The organism is Chitinophaga polysaccharea (genome assembly GCF_007829335.1).
Classification (GTDB): Bacteria; Bacteroidota; Bacteroidia; order Chitinophagales; family Chitinophagaceae; genus Chitinophaga; species Chitinophaga polysaccharea_B.
This window is the reverse complement of sequence record NZ_VIWO01000001.1, coordinates 1250651-1271241: the sequence shown is the minus strand read 5'-3', so window position 1 is coordinate 1271241 and position 20591 is coordinate 1250651. Positions and strand designations below refer to the sequence as shown.

General features: G+C 46.8%; 12 protein-coding genes. 9 read left to right on the top strand and 3 right to left on the bottom strand.

The window, feature by feature from the left end; all coding sequences use genetic code 11:
* The first annotated feature begins 147 nt into the window (after positions 1–147).
* Both FHW36_RS05385 and FHW36_RS05380 read left to right on the top strand, forming a co-directional pair.
* Positions 148–3549, top strand: a complete 3402-nt coding sequence (locus FHW36_RS05385) for a SusC/RagA family TonB-linked outer membrane protein (RefSeq protein ID WP_145663422.1) — start codon at positions 148–150, stop codon at positions 3547–3549.
* Positions 3550–3560: 11 nt separating this feature from the next.
* A complete protein-coding gene (locus tag FHW36_RS05380) occupies positions 3561–5384 on the top strand; it encodes a RagB/SusD family nutrient uptake outer membrane protein (protein WP_145663419.1) in 1824 nt (607 codons plus the stop codon).
* A 589-nt stretch (positions 5385–5973) separates the two neighbouring features.
* Here FHW36_RS05380 and mce read toward each other — a convergent pair.
* On the bottom strand, positions 5974–6375 hold the full coding sequence (mce, locus tag FHW36_RS05375) for a methylmalonyl-CoA epimerase (RefSeq protein WP_145663415.1): 402 nt from the start codon (positions 6373–6375) through the stop codon (positions 5974–5976).
* 125 nt (positions 6376–6500) lie between these two features.
* On the opposite strand from mce, the gene FHW36_RS05370 reads away from it, so the two are divergent.
* The 7 genes from FHW36_RS05370 to FHW36_RS05340 all read left to right on the top strand — a co-directional run bounded on the left by FHW36_RS05370 (position 6501) and on the right by FHW36_RS05340 (position 17841).
* Positions 6501–7709, top strand: a complete 1209-nt coding sequence (locus tag FHW36_RS05370; protein ID WP_145663412.1) for an IscS subfamily cysteine desulfurase — start codon at positions 6501–6503, stop codon at positions 7707–7709.
* A gap of 61 nt (positions 7710–7770) precedes the next feature.
* On the top strand, positions 7771–8511 hold the full coding sequence (gene gldF, locus FHW36_RS05365) for a gliding motility-associated ABC transporter permease subunit GldF (RefSeq protein WP_145663409.1): 741 nt from the start codon (positions 7771–7773) through the stop codon (positions 8509–8511).
* A gap of 21 nt (positions 8512–8532) precedes the next feature.
* Entirely contained in the window at positions 8533–10236 is a 1704-nt protein-coding gene (gene gldG / locus FHW36_RS05360; protein ID WP_145663406.1) for a gliding motility-associated ABC transporter substrate-binding protein GldG, read from the top strand.
* A gap of 120 nt (positions 10237–10356) precedes the next feature.
* Complete coding sequence (locus tag FHW36_RS05355) at positions 10357–11295, top strand: TerC/Alx family metal homeostasis membrane protein (protein WP_145663402.1); 939 nt, start codon at positions 10357–10359, stop codon at positions 11293–11295.
* 56 nt (positions 11296–11351) lie between these two features.
* Positions 11352–13865, top strand: a complete 2514-nt coding sequence (locus tag FHW36_RS05350; RefSeq protein WP_145663398.1) for a bifunctional UDP-N-acetylmuramoyl-tripeptide:D-alanyl-D-alanine ligase/alanine racemase — start codon at positions 11352–11354, stop codon at positions 13863–13865.
* A 60-nt stretch (positions 13866–13925) separates the two neighbouring features.
* On the top strand, positions 13926–14579 hold the full coding sequence (locus FHW36_RS05345; protein ID WP_145663396.1) for a lipoprotein signal peptidase: 654 nt from the start codon (positions 13926–13928) through the stop codon (positions 14577–14579).
* Between the two features lie 394 nt (positions 14580–14973).
* Positions 14974–17841: a TonB-dependent receptor gene (locus tag FHW36_RS05340; protein ID WP_246121075.1), complete on the top strand. Its 2868-nt coding sequence runs from the start codon at positions 14974–14976 to the stop codon at positions 17839–17841.
* A gap of 94 nt (positions 17842–17935) precedes the next feature.
* On the opposite strand, the gene FHW36_RS05335 is transcribed toward FHW36_RS05340, so the two are convergent.
* Positions 17936–19366 (bottom strand): glucosidase family protein, encoded by a 1431-nt coding sequence (locus FHW36_RS05335; RefSeq protein ID WP_145663390.1) that lies wholly within the window; start codon positions 19364–19366, stop codon positions 17936–17938.
* Between the two features lie 9 nt (positions 19367–19375).
* Positions 19376–20578, bottom strand: coding sequence for a glycoside hydrolase family 27 protein (locus FHW36_RS05330; RefSeq protein WP_145663387.1), 1203 nt, complete (start codon positions 20576–20578; stop codon positions 19376–19378).
* Between the last annotated feature and the right edge of the window lie 13 nt (positions 20579–20591).

Below are 20591 nucleotides of genomic sequence, written 5' to 3'. Positions count from 1 at the left end.
AGGTAATATCCATATTTTCCCGTAGCCATATACTTGCAACAGTGACAATAATAACAATAATGAAGCGAAACACAACGGTAGCAGTACCACTTTAATGATGTAGTCTTTTAACCAAATATGTAGTCTTTAACCAAAATTTTCTTCGTTATGAAATTTGGATCTCTACGGCATTGCCTGAAGGGAATGGCCGGCCTATGTCTTGTACTGGCCGTTATCCCTTCTTCCTTACATGCGCAGGATGCAATGGCCAGCATCCAGGATCAATCCCGCCAGGAGCGAGGCAGAAGTAGCCCCTCCGACGCCCCTGGCACACAAATGATACCACTGAGGGATATCCTGGAAAAAATTTATACCAGGTATCAACTGAGGATTGCACTCAATGAAAAGTATGCAAAAGATATTTATATCCCTGATAAAATACTGAAAATGGAATCCTCAAAAGTGGTTCCATATCTACAGAAAGCACTACAAAACCATAACCTGACCCTGAACCAGATGGGGGAATCGCAATATGTGATTGCACCAGTCAGTCACCCCGCCCCCGCAGTACGAAAACCAGCCGTTAAACTGAAAGTATCAGGTACCGTAAAAGACAAGCTGGGAGCAGCCTTGGTAGGCGTAACGGTAAAAATAGTAGGAACGCCCACAGGTACCACCACCAACGACAAAGGCTATTACGAACTGGATGTAGAACCAACGGATATACTTGAATTTTCCTATATCGGTTATCAATCTCAACAGATCACCGTTAGAAATAAAGTAGACATCAACGTGGAAATGCTGGCAAAAGAAGGCGGGCTCAATGAAGTAGTGGTGGTAGGATTTGGTGCACAAAAGAAAATCAGCCTGGTAGGCGCACAGTCCACCATTAAACCAGAAGAGCTGAAACTGCCGGTAAGGAGTTTAACCAACGCCCTGGGCGGCCGCCTGGCGGGCATTGTAGCCGTACAACGCAGTGGCGAACCCGGCTATGATGGCTCCGATATCTGGATACGTGGTATCTCTACTTTTGGCTCCAGTCCACGTGGCCCACTCATTATTGTGGATGGCGTGCCCGATCGTAGCATTAATGACCTGGACCCAGAAGATATTGCCAGCTTTACGGTACTGAAAGATGCCTCCGCTACCGCCGTATACGGTACCCGCGGCGCCAATGGCGTTATCCTGGTAAATACCAAATCCGGCAAGCCCGGCAAACCACAGATTAACCTGGAACTAAACCAGGCCATCACAAAATTTACTCAACTGCCCAAGTTTGCAGATGCGCCCACCTTCATGAGATTATACAACGAAGGACTGCAGATGAGAGGCAGAACACCGCTGTATTCCGATGAACAGATACAAAAACATATCTCCGGTGAAGACCCCGACCTGTACCCTAATGTTGACTGGTTTAATGTGCTGTTTAACAAATTTGGGCAGAGCAGAAGGGCCAACCTCAATGTTCGCGGGGGCTCTGAATTCGCCACGTATTATATCTCTGCCGGTTATTACTCGGAAGTAGGTTTGCTGAAACGCGATCATGTACAATCCTATAATTCAGATATTAAACTGGACCGCTATAACTTCACCACCAACGTTGACGCTAATATCACCAAAACAACCAAACTGGAGTTAGGCATCAACGGTTTTATTATCAACAGCAACTATCCGGGTATTGGTACTAATGCCTTGTTCGACCTGGCTACACAGGTGCCGCCTCACCTGATACCGCCACAGTATTCCAATGGCCAATGGCCTAAGATTCCCGGAGGAAGCTATCCCAGCCCCTACCGCAATCTCACCCAATCTGGTTATGCCACGGAGTACCGTAATACCATTCGTTCCAATATCAGGCTGCGCCAGAACCTCGACTTCTTCGTGAAAGGGCTTTCCTTCACCAGCATGTTTGCATTTGATTCCTATGGCTGGAATAATCTCAACAGGAAAAGGGAAGTGCAAACCTATTACGCCACCGGACGTGATTCTGCCGGCAACCTGTTGACAAACATTGTTGACCCCGGCTCTAATGTACTAGGATTCGATGTGTCGAGAGGCGGCAACCGCCGGTTTTATACAGAAACCGCGTTGAACTATGCCAATAAATTCGGCGACCACGATGTTTCCGGTTTATTGCTCTACAACCAGTCAGATTACATAGATGCGGATGCCGGTACCCTCATATCCTCTATCCCTTATCGTATCAGGGGATTGAGCGGAAGAGCTACCTATGGTTATAAGAGCCGCTACTTTGCAGAAGCTAACTTTGGCTATAATGGATCCGAAAACTTCACACCTAATAAACGCTATGGCTTGTTTCCTTCTTTTGGAGTGGGCTGGGTAGTATCCAATGAAAGCTTCTTTTCGTCGCTCAGTAATGTATTTAGTTACTTCAAGCTCCGCTATACCTATGGCTTATCCGGAAATAGTAATACCGGTTCCCGCTTCCTGTTTTTGACCAGGATAAAGGCAGATAACGGCCTCGGCTATACGTTTGGAGTACCCGGAAACACTTCCTGGTACAGCGGTTTGGAAGAAGACCAGATTGGCTCTGAGGTAAGCTGGGAAACCGGTAAACGCCAAAACCTGGGTATCGAAATAAAAGCATTCCATGACGAGCTGTCGCTGATCGTGGAGTTATTTAAAGAGCGCAGAACAGGTATCCTGCTAAGACAATATGATATTCCTTACGCCTCCGGCTATACGAGTGGTAATATCCCTTACCGGAATATAGGTATTACGGAGAATAAAGGAATTGATGTAACCCTTGATTATAACAAATCCTTTTCCAAAAACTATTGGATTGGGTTCAGGGGTAACTTCAACTTCAACATCAACAAAGATGTATACGATGGGTTACCACCTTGGCAATATCCCTGGCTGAACCGCACCGGTCATCCTATTGACCAGCGTTTTGGTTACGTAGCGCTGGGCTTATTCGCGGATTCTGCTGAAATCGCTAAATCGCCCAAACAGGCGGGAGATGTGCGCCCCGGCGACATCAAATATAAAGACCTGAATGGCGATGGATTGATCAACAGCTATGATCAGCAGGCTATTGGTTATGGTTCAGTACCCCGCATTGTATACGGCCTCAATTTCAGCGTAGGGGCAAAAGGATTTGACCTGAGCCTGTTTTTCCAGGGAGTAGCGATGGTAGACTTCATGTACAGCGGTGGTCATGCTACTAACCCATTCTATGAAGGACCTACTATAGGTAACCTATATACGGTGGCCACCGATCGTTGGACACCCGACAACCCCAATACACGGCCTTTCTACCCAAGAATGTCAACCCGGCAGGATATTACCACCAACTATTATGAGAGCACGTGGTGGATGAAACGGGCAGATTATATCCGCCTTAAAAGTGCGGAGCTGGGCTATACTTTCAGCGGTGATAGATTACAGCGATTTGGTGTAAAGAGCATACGTACTTATGTAAATGGTACTAACCTGTTTACCATTTCTCCCTGGAAAATATGGGATCCTGAATTGGGCGATGGCAGGGGCACCGCTTATCCTAACACCACTTCTTTCAACTTTGGCATCCGCGCTAATTTCAAATAAAACTGAACACTATGATGCGTCGTTTATTCAAAAAAAATATCCTGTTGCTGCTACTGCCTGCATTGCTGGCAGCTGGTTGTAAAAAAGGATATCTCAATACCGTACCGGACAATATTACCACGCTGAAAGATGTATTCAGCAACAGGGCCATGACGGAGCAATGGCTGGCACGCCTGTATAATCCCATGCCCGACATGTGGGCGCAGCCTTACAGCATTCCGTGGACGGGGCAATGCGATGAAGTAGATTATGCATGGGTGCAACCGGGCATTAATTCAGGCGCCATTACGCCAGATAATGCCAGTCCCTCTTACTGGAACGGCTACTATCAAACCATCCGGCAGGCCGCTATTTTCCTGAAGCATGCCGATGAAAATAAAGAAATCACCGCACAGCCAGGCGGCGTGGAGCTGCTGAAACAATATAAAGCAGAAGCCCGCTTCTTAAGGGCTTACTATTATTGGCTGCTGATGCGCCAATACGGCCCGGTAGTATTAATGGGTGAGGATCCCAAACTTCCCGAAGATGATTTCCAGATTCCAAGAAGTCCCTGGGATGATTGTGTAGCTTATGTATTATCTGAGATGGATAAAGCGATGCCCGATTTGCCGGTACAGCACATGAACCCAGTAGATCCCACACAACCGGATGTAACACAAACTGGCCGTATCACTAAACCTATCGTGATGGCGGTAAAGTCGCAGGTATTGTTATATAGCGCCAGCCCCTTATTCAATGGCAATAGCGAGTTGAGCAACTTTAAAAACTTCGACGGAACCACTTTACTCAACCCCACTTTCGATAAAGAAAAGTGGAAGAAAGCGGCGGACGCAGCTAAGGCAGTGATAGACCTTAACAGGTGGGAGTTATACACCGTAGCAGATCCCGATCCATTCCGGGCGGCCTTCCTTTCCTGCCGGAATTTATTCTTCGATGGCTGGCAAAAGGAAGCCATCTGGATCCGTACCAGCTCTGATCACGTAGGCAACTGGGAGCGGCACTGTTCGCCGAGGTGTGCCAATGGCTCCGGATGGAACGGAATTGCCGTAACCCAGGAAATGGTAGATGTATTCCGGATGGCCGGCGGCAAACCGATTACAGATAACACCAGCGGCTATACGGAAAGCGGGTTTACAGATGTAGCTACGCCATATTATGTAAGCGGCACTTCCAACATGTACCTTGGGCGCGAACCCCGGTTTTATGTAGATGTGACCTTTAATGGTTCGGTGGTACCGGTGGTACCTCAAACCGGGCAAACAAGGGTTGAGTTTTTCTTTACCGGCAACTCCGGTAAGAACGGCGCCCCACGTGACTGGCCCTCCACAGGTTATACTGCCCGTAAAAATATCCATCCCAATACAGATTTCAGAAGCGGCAGGAGTTTCTCCCGCCCGGCCATGATGATCCGCCTGGGTGAAATTTACCTGAACTATGCAGAAGCGCTGAATGAATACGATCCCGGAAATCCCGACATCTTAAAATATCTTAACAAGATCCGCAACAGGGGAGGACTTCCGGATATGGTAGCCGGTGCCAGTCAGGCAGAAATGCGTAAACAGATCCACCTGGAACGGCAGATAGAACTGATATTTGAAGGACAGCGTTATTGGGATGTACGTCGCTGGAAAGTGGCCAATACGCCAGAGCAGCACCAGGGCGGACAGTTCCACGGAATGAACATTGAAAAAGGCAGCTCCCTGTCGGACCCTGAGTTCCATAAAAGAATAGTAGCTTTCACCCGGGCACAGTGGGATAATAAATTTTATTTTTATCCTGTACCCCAAAGTGAAATTGACCGGAATAAAAAATTGGTGCAGTTTCCCGGGTATTAAAAATATTGGTAAACAAAAAAGGAGGTGGTTTCTGTAAATAGAAATCACCTCCTTTTCGTTTATAATATCCTTAATTGTACTGTATTTCAGTCGTTTCACGACGTGTAAAAAGCAAAATAATCCCGGGCGCGACAATTTCCTGCGGGTATTGTCGTTTATTACTACAACAAAACCTGGCAGCATCTTACCATCGTCCTGATGCAAGTTCTCTTTCCGCCTTTGAAATGAAATGCTATAGTGTAGATGTTGACAAAAAAAAAGACCTGCAAGCTAAAAAACCCGCAGGTGTTCATAACCTATGCCAACTTTAGAGTAATCGTTAAAACTTAAACCTTTAAAATTTATAAAGCTTAAGTATTGTAATATTTTGAGTATTGTTCTTTTTTGTATTTGTGCTTCTATTAGTGATAACGTAATGGAAAACGTATTTGTTCAAAAAACGCCAAAAAAATTTTTGTCTTTAATTTTTTGTGCCTTTTCAGGCGTGCTTCCTAATTACTTACGAATACATATTTCCTTTGGATTGCTAAAATGGAAAAAAAATTAAAAAATTTATTATTATTTAAATTTAAAATATATAAGTAAATGTTTACTTGATATCCTGACAAATTTCGATCAAAACCCCGCTACTGTGCTTAGGATGCAGGAAACATATTAACTTATTATCTGCTCCTTTTTTAGGTATTTCCTGGAGTAAAACGAAGCCCTCTTCCTGTAATCTTTTCATTTCCGCATAGATATCTGCTACCTCGAAAGCGATATGATGCATGCCTTCTCCTTTTTTATCCAGGAATTTTGCGATGACGCTTTCCGGACCGGTGGCTTCCAGCAACTCAATCTTGGTTTCTCCCTGTTGAAAGAATGCGGTCATCACGTGTTCACTGGTTACCTCTTCCTGCTTATAACAGGGGGTATTCAATAACTTTTCAAATAAGGGAACGGAAGTAGACAAAGAATTTACGGCGATGCCAATATGTTCTACCCTGAGCATGTTTAATTGTTTTGAATGTATGCCAAATGCAGTATCCGTATAGCTTTTGCGGCCTGCTTAACCCGGTAAAAATAGAACTTATGTTGTAAATTTGTTAGGTTAGGCTTTTCTATAAAAGAAAGATGATGACGTTACAGTTACCTGTTTACCTGGATAATAATGCTACCACCCCCTGCGACCCGCGGGTGGTGGCGGCCATGCTGCCTTATTTTACCGAAGTATTCGGCAATGCAGCGAGCCGCAGTCACCCGTTTGGCTGGGCAGCAGAAGAAGCGGTCGACTATGCCAGGGAACAGGTAGCCCGGCTGATTGGCGCTGCTCCCCGCGAAATCGTTTTTACTTCCGGTGCTACCGAAGCGGTGAACCTCGCCATCAAAGGGGTATACGATATGTATGCCGGCAAAGGGCACCATATTATTACAGCGGTCACCGAACATAAAGCCGTACTGGATACCTGCAAGCACCTGGAAAAATCCGGCGCCAGTATTACCTGGTTGCCGGTAGACAAAGAAGGGCTGATCGACCTCTCGGCGCTGGAAGCAGCTATTACGCCGCAGACGATCCTCATCGCCATCATGTATGCCAACAACGAAACGGGGGTGATACAACCCATTCGGGCCATCAGCGATATTGCCAGGAAACACGGCGTGCTGCTGATGTCGGACGCTACGCAGACCACCGGCAAAATCCCGGTAAACGTTAATGCCGACGGTATTGACCTGCTCACCCTCAGCGCTCATAAAATGTACGGTCCCAAAGGCGCAGGCGCATTATATGTACGTAGCCGTTCGCCCCGCGTAAAGCTCACCGCCCAGATAGATGGGGGTGGCCATGAAAGAGGCATGCGCTCCGGTACCCTGAATGTACCCGGTATCGTGGGGCTCGGAAAAGCAGCCGAACTGTGTATGGATGAAATGGCCGCCGACGCACAACGCCTGGCGCCCATGAGGGACCGACTACAGGCAGCCCTGCTACAACTCGAACAATCCTATGTAAATGGTTCCACGGCGCATCGCCTCCCACATACCTGCAACCTGTCATTTAAATATGTAGAAGGAGAAGCCCTGATGATGGGCTTCAACAAAACCATTGCCTTATCTACCGGCTCTGCATGCACCTCTGCCTCTATGGAGCCCAGTTACGTACTAAAGGCCATGGGACTCACCGACGACCTGGCACGCGCCTCCCTGCGCTTTGGCCTGGGCAGGTTTACCACCGATGAACAGGTGGATTATGTGATCCGTACCATCACAGACACGGTCAACCAGCTGAGGAGTACCAGCCCTATCTGGGAAATGTATAAAGATGGCATAGACCTCGATACAATAGCCTAAAGCTAATGGCGTTTATCTATATTTGTATCTTTACTAATATCCTAATCCTTACAAACTGTTCATGCTAGCCATCTTTAAGAAAGAGATAAACCAGTTTTTCAGCAGTGTTACCGGCTATGTGGCCATTATCCTGTTTTTGCTGGCAAACGGATTGTTATTGTTCGTTTTTCCGGATACCAGCCTGCTCGACACTGGCTATGCCAACCTGGATCCATTATTTGAACTGGCGCCGCTTATTTACCTCCTGCTCATACCCGCTATTACTATGCGTTGTTTTGCCGATGAATTTAAAACTGGTACCATGGAATTGCTCAGTACCAAACCATTGAGCGGCTGGCAAATTGTGATGGGTAAATTCTGGGGCAGCCTGGTAATTGTACTCATTTCCCTATTACCTACCGTGGTCTATTACTTTGCTATCCGCCAGCTGAGTGTGGATAACCAGGCGCTGGACACTGGCGGCATTATTGGCTCCTATATAGGACTGGTACTGCTGGGCGCCGTATTTACCGCTACCGGCATCTGGTCGTCGTCTTTAACCAACAATGCCATGGTAGCCTTCCTGATAGCACTTTTCACCTGCTTTATACTTTATAACGGTTTCGATGCCGTCAGCAAAATCCCTACTTTCAGCGGTGGGGCCGATTATTATCTGCAAATGGCCGGGATCAAATTTCACTATACGTCGATCAGTCGGGGCGTAGTCGACAGCCGTGACATCATTTATTTCATCAGCATCATCGGGTTGATGCTCTATCTCACTAAATTATCCCTGCAAAGAAAACTCTGGCAAAACGGGTAAAAGACCTGCCGACTAAATGTTATGGCTACACGAAAAAAATATATACAACGGGCATTAACGGTAATACTGGTACTCACAGGCATAAATATTGCCGCCGCCTATTTCCATGGCAGGTGGGACCTGACAGCCGAAAAAAGATATACACTTACCGCCAATACCCGGCAAATGCTGCGTAAACTGGACAGCCCGGTAGAAATAGAAGTGTTCCTGAAAGGCGATTACCCTGCCAGCTTCCGGCAGCTGGCACAGGCCACCACAGAGCTGTTGGAAGAATTCCGGGAATATGGCAAGCAAAATATCCGTTTTAGCTTTATCAATCCTGGCCAGGGCATGACCGATTCTGCCCGCCTGAAATTTCTCGGAGAGCTCACTGCACAGGGCATTATGCCTTTTAATATGAAAGTGCAGCAGGAATCCAATGACGGCTTTGCAGAAAAACTCATCTTCCCCGGCGCACTGGTGCATTACAAAGGCAAAACCATCGGGGTAAACCTCCTGAAAAACCAGGGAGGGCAAGATCCGATGCAGACCATGAATAACTCCGAAGCCTTGCTCGAATACCAGTTTGCGTATGCGATCAATAAATTACAGGAAAAAGAAAAACCGCTGGTAGGCTATATGCTGGGCCACGGTGAATCGCTGGGCGCAGAAGTATATGATGCGCTTACCACGCTCCAGACCAACTACGCCCTGGATACCCTCACGCTGCAATCGGCCGGTTATATTCCACATGATTTTGATATCATCCTGTTTGCCAAGCCTGCAGGCGCTTTCAGCGATGTGGATAAGTTAAAAATAGACCAATATGTGATGAATGGCGGCAAGGTGTTGTGGTTTATCGATGAGTCGAATGCCACGATGGACAGCCTGCAACAACACCCCAACTTCTTTGCATTTGATCGCGGGCTCAACCTCGAAGATCTCTTGTTCCGCTACGGGGTACGCATTAACCAGGACCTGGTCATGGACCTGCAAAGTGATGCTATTCCGCTGGTAGTCGGCAATGTAGGCAACCGGCCACAAATACAACCGGTACCTTTTCCTTATTTCCCGCTACTGATGCCCACCAAAGCACATCCCATCGTAAAAAACCTGGATATGGTGCTGAGCCGGTTTGTGAGTTCGTTAGATACCATAAAAAATGACGCTATCAGCAAAACGATTTTACTTACTTCCGGCAATAACAGCCGTACCAACCGTTTGCCGGCGCAAATAGGCTGGGATATTGTAAAAACGCAGCCCAATCCGCGGGAATACCGGGCTAAACACCTGGCTACCGCCGTATTGCTGGAAGGACATTTTACGTCGCTTTTCCACAACCGCCAGGATCCTGCTGCTGTGGGCGCCTTACAACAGGCTTCCGGCAAGCCTTTCCGCGATGCCACCGATACCATCAATAAAATGATCGTGGTAAGTGATGGCGATTTAATTGCCAACGCCGTATCCCGCAAAGAGGGCCCGCTGCAAATGGGCATCAACGAATTTAATCCCGGCTTCTCCTTTGCCAATAAAGAGTTTTTCCTCAATTGCCTGGCTTACCTCAGCGGCAACGGCGGCATCATGGAAGCCCGCAACAAAGAGCTGACGCTACGTTTGCTGGATGGAGAAAAGATCAGGCAGGAGAAAACCAAGTGGCAGGTCATCTGCTTCCTGGTGCCGGTGGGACTGGTACTGTTGTTTGCCATGATATTTCAATTTATACGGCAACGGAAATTCGCAGAATAGCGCTTAAATATTGGCTTTAAATGCTTTAATAAGAAAATTGTAACATATCTGCGGCACTCAACCGCACCTTGCTAACAGTCGTTTTCTTATCTTTGCCCCTCATTAAAGCGGAATTGTGCTATGACACCAACACAATTAACCTATCTCATATTCTTTATTGTGATAGTGGTGGCGGTGATTTTTGACCTGGGCCTGTTCAGTAAAAAGAACCAGAAAACCAGCATCAAAACAGCACTATGGCAGAGTGTTTTCTGGATAGGGTTGTCGTTCCTCTTTTTTGGCTTCATGTGGTGGGAAGATGGCTCCGAAGCAGCAATTAGCTTTATGAGCGCTTATCTCATGGAGAAGTCGTTATCGATGGATAACATTTTCGTATTTATTCTCATCTTTGCTTTCTTCAAAATAAAAGAGGAAAACTATGCCAGGGTATTACTAATAGGAATTGTATTAGCCATCATCTTTAGAGCGATCTTTATCAGCATAGGCGTAGTATTGATCCGGCAGTTTGAGTGGATACTATACATATTTGGCGCCTTCCTGTTGTATACCGGCTACAAAATGTTTACCGCTAAAAGTGAGGATGAATTTAAACCGGAAGAAAATTTCGCTTATCGCTTTATGAGCAAACATATGCGGATAACCATGGAAGCGCCAAAAGGGCGATTTATTATCCGTAAACATAATAAGGTTTACCTTACCACGTTATCTCTCGTTGTGGTAATGCTGGCGGTTACTGATATTATCTTTGCACTGGACTCCATTCCGGCTGTATTTGCCATATCACAACAACCAATGGTGGTGTACACCTCAAATATATTTGCGGTATTAGGGCTCAGGTCCTTGTTCTTTTTACTGAGGGGAGCGGTAGATAAATTTGATTATCTGCCCCAGGGCATTGCCGTTGTACTTATTTACATTGGCCTGAAAATGCTGGCAGCGTATTTCATACACATACCCGTGTATGTATCGTTGATCGTAATAGTGGTATGCCTGGGCGGCTCCATTCTTTACTCCCGCTATCGTCAGAAAAAAGGATTACCGGAAGCAGACGTGAAGTAAAAAGCAGTGGCATGCGATGTTTGCACCTGCTAAGTGATTATTCAAACCTGATAAACGTGTATAACGCAGCAAGTATCAACAAGACTTTGAAAGGGGAATTGTTGCAAGAGACCGGATTTTCTGAAATTGACCATCTTTTATTGGACAGCCGGAAGCTGAGCTTCCCTGAAACATCCCTGTTCATTCCTTTAGTTAGCCCCCGGCGCAATGCCCATCAGTACATCGAAGAATTGTACCGTAAAGGTGTGAGCAATTTTATTGTGAGCGAATCTGTGCCACTGGAAAAGTATCCAAAAGCCAATTTCATTCTCGTAAAAGATACCTTACAGGCGCTGCATACCCTGGTGGCCTTTCACCGGCAGCAGTTTCATATCCCGGTAATTGGCATTACCGGCAGCAATGGAAAAACCATTGTAAAAGAATGGCTGTACCAGCTGCTGGAAAAGGATTATAACATTGTACGCAGCCCCAAAAGCTACAACTCGCAGATAGGTGTTCCTTTGTCGGTATGGCAAATGAAACCTGAACACCAGCTGGCCATTTTTGAAGCGGGCATTTCCCAACCCGGCGAAATGGTGAACCTGGAAAAGATTATACGCCCTACCATCGGCATTTTCACCAACATTGGCGAAGCGCATAGCGAAGGCTTCCTGAATATCCGGCAAAAGATCAATGAAAAGCTGGTATTATTTGCCAAAAGCGATATCCTCATTTACTGTAAAGATTACCTCGCATTAAATGAGTGTGTACTGTCTTTCCACAACCAGGTGGGCAAAAAAGAGAACCAGGAAGGTGGCGGCGGTGGCCCGGAACTGTTTTCCTGGTCCAGGAAAACGGACGCTGATCTGCGCGTAACCACCGTAGAGAAACTCGATAATCATACCCGTATAGAAGTGCTTTACAAACAGGAACCCCTGCAATTCAGGATTCCATTCGTGGATGAAGGCTCTATCGAAAATGCCATCCACTGTGTAGCCCTGATGCTGTACCTGGGCAAAGAACAAGCCGTTATACAACAACGGATGGACCAGCTGAGCAATATTGCCATGCGGTTGGAACTCAAGCAGGGTATTAATAACTGTTCCGTAATCAACGACGCCTATAACCTGGACCTGGGATCTTTAACCATTGCACTCGACTTCCTGCAGCAACAGCAGCAACATGCCACCCGCACGGTGATTCTCAGCGATATCCTGCAAAGCGGCAAGAGCGACGCTACCCTGTATGAAGAAGTAGCAGACCTGCTGCAGAAGAAAGCCATTAATAAATTAGTGGCCATTGGTAAGAACATTGGCCGTGAGAAGAAAAGTTTCCAGCAGGTAGAAGGATTGAAAACACAATTCTTTACTACCACAGATGAATATATCCAGCAGTTCAATGCAGATGATTTTCAAAACGAAACGATACTGGTAAAGGGTTCCAGGATATTCCAGTTTGAGCGTATTGGTAAACTGCTGGAGCAGAAAGCGCATCAGACCATCCTGGAAATCAACCTGTCGGCTATTTCCCACAACGTAAAGCTGTACCAGTCAATGCTGAAACCGGATACCCGGTTAATGGCCATGGTAAAGGCGTTTTCCTATGGCAGCGGCAGCTTTGAAATTGCCAATCTCTTACAGTTCCATGGTGTAGATTACCTGGCGGTAGCCTATGCAGATGAAGGTGTAGAACTTAGAAGGGCAGGCATTACCATGCCGATCATGGTGATGAATCCTGAACCGGCCAGTTTCGACGCCATTCTTCACTGGAACCTGGAACCGGAAATTTATTCCATGCAGATCTTACTGCAGTTTATGGAAGAAATAGCGGCAGCAGGCAAAACTGAGTTCCCCGTACATATCAAGCTGGATACCGGTATGCACCGGCTGGGCTTTGTGAAGAGCGAGATTACTGAACTGGCGCAGTTACTGACCGCCAGCCGCCTGATGAAAGTACAGTCTATCTTCAGCCACCTGGCTGCCAGTGAAGATCCGGAAAAGGATGCGCTGACCCAGCAGCAGGGCCGGTTGTTTTACGATATGAGCCACGAACTGCAGAAAGCCCTGGGCTATGCAGTGATCCGGCATATTGCCAATAGCGCCGCTATTACGCGCCATCCAGACCTACAGCTGGATATGGTGCGTTTGGGCATCGGCATGTATGGCATAGATAGCAGTAATGGTATACAGGAACAGCTCCGTAATGTGAGCACCCTCAAGACCACAGTGGCACAGCTGAAGCACCTGGATGCCGGCGACACCGTAGGTTACGGCGCCAAATGGGCCGCCAAAGGGCCCGCAGTAACGGCCACCGTACGTATTGGCTATGCAGATGGTTATCCCCGCCGCTTAGGCCAGGGAGTAGGTAAAATGCTGATCCGTGGTAAACTGGCGCCGGTAGTGGGTATTGTAGCCATGGACATGCTGATGCTGGACGTAACTCACATCCCTGATGTTATGGAAGGAGATGAAGTGATTGTATTTGGACAGGATTTATCCGTACAGGAGTTAGCTGCCTGGGCTGACACCATTCCTTATGAAATATTAACAGGAATTTCACAACGTGTAAAAAGGGTATATTTCCAGGAATAATGATATTGCAGGCTTCGACTTTGAAATAAACTATTATTTTTGATAAAATTTTAATATCAGTTGAAATATCGTCACGTAATATTTATCGTTATCCTTATCCTTGTTATTGACCAAACGCTGAAGTTCTGGATCAAGACGCATATGTTTATGCAACAGGAGTTTGTGATTTTCCCCAATTGGTTCCGGATACATTTCATTGAAAATGAAGGAATGGCCTATGGGCTTAAGTTTGGAGGCGACTTTGGAAAGATTCTGCTGACTATGTTCCGCCTGGTGGCCGTAGTAGTAGGATTTGTGTACATGAAGAAACTCATTAAAGAAAAATACAGCACCGGCCTGCTGATCTGTGGTTCCCTCATCCTGGCGGGAGCTGCCGGCAACCTGATAGATAGTATGTTTTATGGGTTGATCTTCAACGACAGCATAGGATATGATGTAGCTAAATTTTTGCCTGCCGGTGGCGGATATGGCAGTTTCTTACACGGCCGCGTGGTAGATATGCTATACTTCCCCATCTACGAAGGATACCTGCCCAGCTGGGTACCTTTCAAAGGCGGCGATTATTTCGTGTTTTTCCGCCCGGTATTCAATGTTGCTGATGCAGCTATTTCTACCGGTGTCATTTCTATACTATTGTTCCAGAAACGTTTTTTCGGAAAACATATGCATCCTAAAGCAGCCGATCACCCGGTAGCGAAGGACCATGTAGCTTAATTACCTTTTTCAATATTTATAGGCAGAAAGCGTTCATCCGTGGGTGAACGCTTTTTTATTATCCCTGTAAGACATCCTCTCTTCCCCGGATGACTGTATTCCTCTCCAGGTCAAAAAATTTGTGTTCCGCTCCCGGCGTGGTAAGGCCTCATTCCCAGCGACTTAAACCTTGCACTGCTGCCCGTTTACAATCGTCAGGCCGGCTTTTTTCCAATAAATACTGCCCATTTACTTTGAAATGAAAAATACCCGGACTATATTTGTCCACTAATTCTATAGACTATATGGTTTTAAAATTTACAAATAATTCATTTTCAATACGATGTTGCGGCAAGACATCATTTTAAGCTCCCCTTATCAATTTATCTTTCCAGAATCTATAATGACAACAACAATGCAAAAGTTCTTACCTATACTGGCAAAATACCTTTTTGTAATATTGGTATTCAGTCCGGTACTAGTACAGGCACAGCTCAACGGTTCCTACGTAATCCAGGGTAATATTACAGACGACCATGGCAACGCCCTCCCCGGCGCATCGGTACAGATCAAGGGTACTTCCTTTGGTGCACAAACAGATGCCAACGGCCATTTTGAAGTAACCACCAACGCGAAGTTTCCATTGAAACTGGTGTTCCGCCTTATTGGCTATCAACCCCAGGAATTTGAAGTAAAAAACAGCAATAGCAAACTGGCCATACAGCTGTTTACCCAATCACTGCTGGTAAACGAAGTAGTAGTATCAGCTTCCCGCCAACAGGAAAAGATGCTGCGCTCCCCGGTGGCTATCGAAAAACTGGATATCCGCGCATTGAAAGAAACCCCTTCGTCTACCTTCTACGACGCCCTGGGCAACCTCAAAGGCGTTCAGATGACCACTGCCGGCCTCACATTCAAAGTATTTAACACCCGTGGTTTCAACGTACCCAATAACTTCCGCTTCATGCAGCTGGTAGATGGTGTAGACAACCAGGCCGCTACCCTGGGCGTACCGCTGGGTAACGCCATCGGACCTACGGAGCTGGACATCTCCAGCGTGGAAGTAACGCCTGGCGCTTCTTCCGCCCTGTATGGCATGAACGCTATCAACGGGATGTCTAACCTGGTCACTAAAAACCCATTCCAATACCAGGGCGTAAGCGTTTACCAGAAAATTGCGGTTAACCATATCGGCGACGCCGGCGGCGCCAAGCCACTCACTGAAACGGCTATACGGTATGCACAACAATATGGCCGCATATTTGCCTGGAAAGTGAACCTCAGCTATATGCAAGGTACCGACTGGTATGCCGACAGTCACAACGACTTTTCCCCCCAATCGAAAGCCAACCCTGACTTCCCACAGCTGAGCGGCCCCAATAACATTGCCAACGATGCCTGGAATAAATATGGCGATAACGCCAATATCCAGATCATTGATAAAGATGGGCGCGCTTACAATGTACACCGCACCGGCTACTGGGAAAAAGATATCGTAGGTGATTACACCGTTAAGAACAAAAAAGCCGACTTCTCCTTCAACTTCCGCTTACCTCATAAAATGGAATTATCCGCTTCCTACCGCTATGGCGAAATGGATGGATTCTTCCAACGCGGTAACCGTATTGGCCTAAGAGGCGTTACCGTACAAAATGCCAAGCTGGAACTGGTACACCCCGACTTTACCGTGAGGTCTTATATCTCCATTGAAAATACCGGCAACTCCTACAATATGAACCCGCTGGCCGATAACCTGGAGAAGTCTTTCAAACCGGATAAAAAATGGGCATCTGATTATACCACAGGTTTAAATAATGCCCTGACCTCCGGCGCCGACCTGGTAGCAGCACACCAGTCAGCCCGCGCCTTTGCAGATGCCGGCCGCTGGACACCCGGCACGCCCGCATTTGATGCACAGGTAGCAAAAATTAAAAGTATCAACGACTGGGATATTTACCCTACTTCCAAGAATCCTAACAATACCAGCGGTGGTGCAGCCCTACTGCAAAAAAGCCGTTTCTATCACACGGAAGGTACCTGGAACCTGCGTAAATACATCCACTTCGCCGATGTACTGGTAGGCGCCGACTATCGCACCTACGAAATCATCCCGGATGGCAACAACTTCGTAGACTTTTCCCTGCCCATGGATAAACGCAATACCCCAGGCGGAAAACACATCTGGTACGGCAAATACGGCGGCTTCGCCCAAATCAGCAAAACGTTTTTCAACGACGCGCTCAAGTTAACCGGCTCCCTGCGCTACGATAAAAACGAACAGTTCGACGCTAAAGTGAATCCCCGTATCGCGGCAGTATACAGTATCAAAGACAAACACAACTTCCGCATTTCCTGGCAGAATGGATTCCGCTTCCCATCCCTGTTTGAAGCCTATTCCTTCGTAAACAACGGACAGGTAAGACGCGTGGGTGGTTTGGCATTTATTGAACAGGGCCTCGGCTACTTCAAAAATTCCTTCCTCACCAGCACAGTAGATGCATTTGGAGTAGCGGTGAATAAAACCATCAATGCAGAACACATCTCCAAAGATGCTGCTGCCGCTAAAAACGCCGGTATCCTGAAAGTGGCCAACCTCGACCCTATCGTGCCCGAACAGATCACTTCTTTCGAAGCTGGCTACAAAGCAGTATTGCTGGATAATAAGCTGTTTATTGACGTAGATGGCTACTATAGCTCTTATAAGCATTTCATCGGGCAAATAGAAGCGGTAGTACCTAAAACCGGCAATGTAAATAACCCGGATCAAAGCGTACTGAATCAAATGCTGGACAAATCGCAGCAAGACCGCTACCGTGTATGGACCAACAGTAAGTCTACGGTGAACAACTACGGTTTTGCTGTAGCGGTGACCTATGATATCTACAAAGGTTACACCGTGAGTGGTAATGCCAACTATAATAAACTGGCACAGGATAAAACGAAAGACGATGCCCTCATCCCAGGCTTCAATACCCCGGATTGGTTTACCAACGTGAGTGTGGGTAACCGCAATGTGATTAAAAACATTGGTTTCAACGTGGTATGGCACTGGCAGAATACTTTCTACTGGCAAAACCTGTTCGGCAACGGAGATGTTCCTTCTTACAGCACAGTAGATGCACAGATCACCTACCGCGTGCCAAAAATCAATACCTCCTTTAAACTGGGCGCCTCCAACGTGTTGAACGCAAAATACTTCCAATACGTAGGCGGACCTACTATCGGCGGGCTCTATTACTTATCTGTAACATACGATAACGTATTCAAGAGAGGTAAACAATAAACGAGCAGGGACGATTCCCCGCCGGGTGCTCATAGCAACGCCGTGTACTTGTATTGAGTACACGGCGTTTTGTTATAGGGTTTCAAAGGGTTGCTTATTTACCAATTTTTGCATCAAGTGTTTTATTTCCTTTTGCCATTACTTCTACATAAGAAATCATGTTCCCATTGTTGTCTACCTCGTGCCGGGCCGGCATGATAATATTATTAATCCTTATTGTATGATACTCTCCTGCGAACGCGGCTTTCCACAGGAAAGCATTTTTACCGGTATTACGAAGTACTGTTTCTTGCGGTGCATGATTAACAGCGATCGTTGTATGGAGTACCCGCAAATTCTTTATTGATGCGCGACTTCCGCTTTTAGCCCGATATAAAGTAGTGATGCGCTTTGCCACAGCATCCGGTTCTATTCCCATCAATCCTCTTACAATTGCTTCCAGCACAGCAAAAGATACTTCAGGATATTCCCGTCTTGGCGTACCGGGATCTGTGAGTTGCAGTATATACTCGCTGGCTTTCTGCCAATAACCTTGTTTAAACAGTATTACGGGCAAATAGGAAGTGGTTTCCACATTCCAGGTACCGGCGGTTAGCTGGGCGATGGTTGCACGGCTTCGGGCGCTGTCTTTCAGCGCATCGAACCATAACAGGAAAACGGCTCCTTCCCCGTTACCAAACTTACCATTGCTATTGTACCAGGTGTAGTAACGTGCCTGCTGTTCATTCCACCAAACCTCTTCTATCTGTTGTTGGTATCGTGCAGCAGTTTGCGCCAGTTGTGCAGCTTTGACCGCGTTTCCCCTGGCTTTTAAAATAGCAGCATAAGACAATAATCCCCGGTAAATAGTGGCGATCAGATCAACGCCCATTTTCAGATCTGCTACATTTTCCACGTAGGAGGGTAATCCACGGCAAACGTGGAAATTATCCTGCTGATTAAAAGGCGATGAGGCATTGGGATGCAGGGGCCTGGTCAACAGTGAGTCGGATTGCAGGGTCCATTGACGGATATACTCGTTGGCTGTTTTTTCAAAAAAATTAACCAGCACCGGATCCGTGATATAGGAAGTATCACCCGTCCACTGATACAGTCTCCAACAGGCTGATAAGATATCAAAATTGGCATTGAGATTATACCAGAAGGCGGTATCGTTCCGGTAATCTTCAGGAGCAGGTTTCCCATACTTGTTGATTTCCCAGTAAGAGCACCAGTCCTTCTTTGCGGAGATATGCCGTGCAAAGGCGCCGATCATATTCCTGTTTTCTTTAGCCAGCCCATATATGGTGGCTCCTATCGTTTGGTGTGCTACATCGCGCATGCAAAAGGCCATGCGGGAGGGTAATGCAGCTTCATACCAGGGTCCCACCGGGTCGGCAGGGTTGCCCTGGTAGTGCCGCACCATACCTCCGGCCCATTCATAAGCCCGTTGCATAGCGCTGTCTGATGAAGTAAAAACAGCAGGGGTTTGCGCCTGTGTGCACGAGTAACTTGCTATCATCAGCAGCAGTAAGCGTATCTTCATTGTTTCCCTTTACTTTTTTAGCCTGAACATCAACACGTCATGCGATTTCAATATAGCGTTGAGATTCTTTTTCGTCGTGCCTTCTTGCTTGCCTGTCCATACGTTGTACAGGGTATAGTCGATATTTTTCTCCAGCGTATAATGGAAAACGGGATCGACCACCGGTGTTTGTTTCCAGTTGAACATAACTGGCCTGTCATGACTGCCACGGTTCACAAAACAAATGGCCCAATCGCCCTGCTGAAGCGGCTTAAACCATACCTGCAGGCTGTCTTTATCTGTGTATTTAAACCCCTGGATACCCAATGGATCCTGGTCAATCGCAATAATACTTTTATTCGTAAGGAGCTCTTTCGTTTGTGGGCTCATTTTCCGGATATCGTTGCCCGCCATCAGCGGGGCAGCCATCATGGCCCAAAGGGAAAAGTGGGTTTTATCTTCTTCATAAGTCATGCCGTTGCCTACTTCGAGCATATCGGGGTCGTTCCAATGATCGGGACCGGCGTATTTGCGCAGGGTATCTTGTAAGTCGGCAATGCGCATTACACTTAGCGCATCCCAGGTACCCTGGTTATGCACTGAGTCGAATACCTGGTAGATATCTTCTGTGGTGCGCCATAGCTGGCCTACCGGTTCACCCCACTGCCAGGGCTTGTTCACACCCCATTCACACAAACTGAATATCATGGGGTGTCCCGCTTTACGCAGCGCCTTGCTCATAGTGGTATAGGCTTCCTTCGCATTGATACCATTTGTATTGCACCAGTCGAATTTCAGGTAGTCGATATTCCATGCAGCATAGTTCCGGGCGTCCTGGTATTCATACCCTCTTGTGCCGGGATACTTAGCACAGGTGAGCGTACCTGCACAGTTATACAAGCCAAATTTTAACCCTTTCGCATGTACGTAATCTACTACTACTTTGAGACCGTGCGGAAATTTTACCGGGTCAGGAATGAGGTTGCCCAGGCTATCCCTTTCCATGGCCATCCAGCCATCATCCAGTACCAGGTACCTATATCCCGCATCTTTCATACCGGAGGATACCAGGGCATCTGCTATCTCCATAATCATTTTTTCATTGATAGCTGTCTGGAAAGTATTCCAGCTATTCCAACCCATGGGCGGTGTGGGCGCCAATCCCTCAAACTTTTGTGCCGAAGCATTACTGGCTGCCAATAAGGCCAGTATCCAATACATCAATCTTTTCATAACGCTTTAAAAT

Excerpts from the sequence above, each read along its gene's own strand:
- FHW36_RS05335 (WP_145663390.1), bottom strand. The coding sequence starts at position 19,366 with ATGAAGATACGCTTACTGCTGCTGATGATAGCAAGTTACTCGTGCACA.
- FHW36_RS05370 (WP_145663412.1), top strand. The coding sequence starts at position 6,501 with ATGACGTTACAGTTACCTGTTTACCTGGATAATAATGCTACCACCCCC.
- FHW36_RS05385 (WP_145663422.1), top strand. The coding sequence starts at position 148 with ATGAAATTTGGATCTCTACGGCATTGCCTGAAGGGAATGGCCGGCCTA.
- gldF (WP_145663409.1), top strand. The coding sequence starts at position 7,771 with ATGCTAGCCATCTTTAAGAAAGAGATAAACCAGTTTTTCAGCAGTGTT.
- mce (WP_145663415.1), bottom strand. The coding sequence starts at position 6,375 with ATGCTCAGGGTAGAACATATTGGCATCGCCGTAAATTCTTTGTCTACT.
- FHW36_RS05355 (WP_145663402.1), top strand. The coding sequence starts at position 10,357 with ATGACACCAACACAATTAACCTATCTCATATTCTTTATTGTGATAGTG.
- FHW36_RS05330 (WP_145663387.1), bottom strand. The coding sequence starts at position 20,578 with ATGAAAAGATTGATGTATTGGATACTGGCCTTATTGGCAGCCAGTAAT.
- FHW36_RS05380 (WP_145663419.1), top strand. The coding sequence starts at position 3,561 with ATGATGCGTCGTTTATTCAAAAAAAATATCCTGTTGCTGCTACTGCCT.
- gldG (WP_145663406.1), top strand. The coding sequence starts at position 8,533 with ATGGCTACACGAAAAAAATATATACAACGGGCATTAACGGTAATACTG.
- FHW36_RS05340 (WP_246121075.1), top strand. The coding sequence starts at position 14,974 with ATGCAAAAGTTCTTACCTATACTGGCAAAATACCTTTTTGTAATATTG.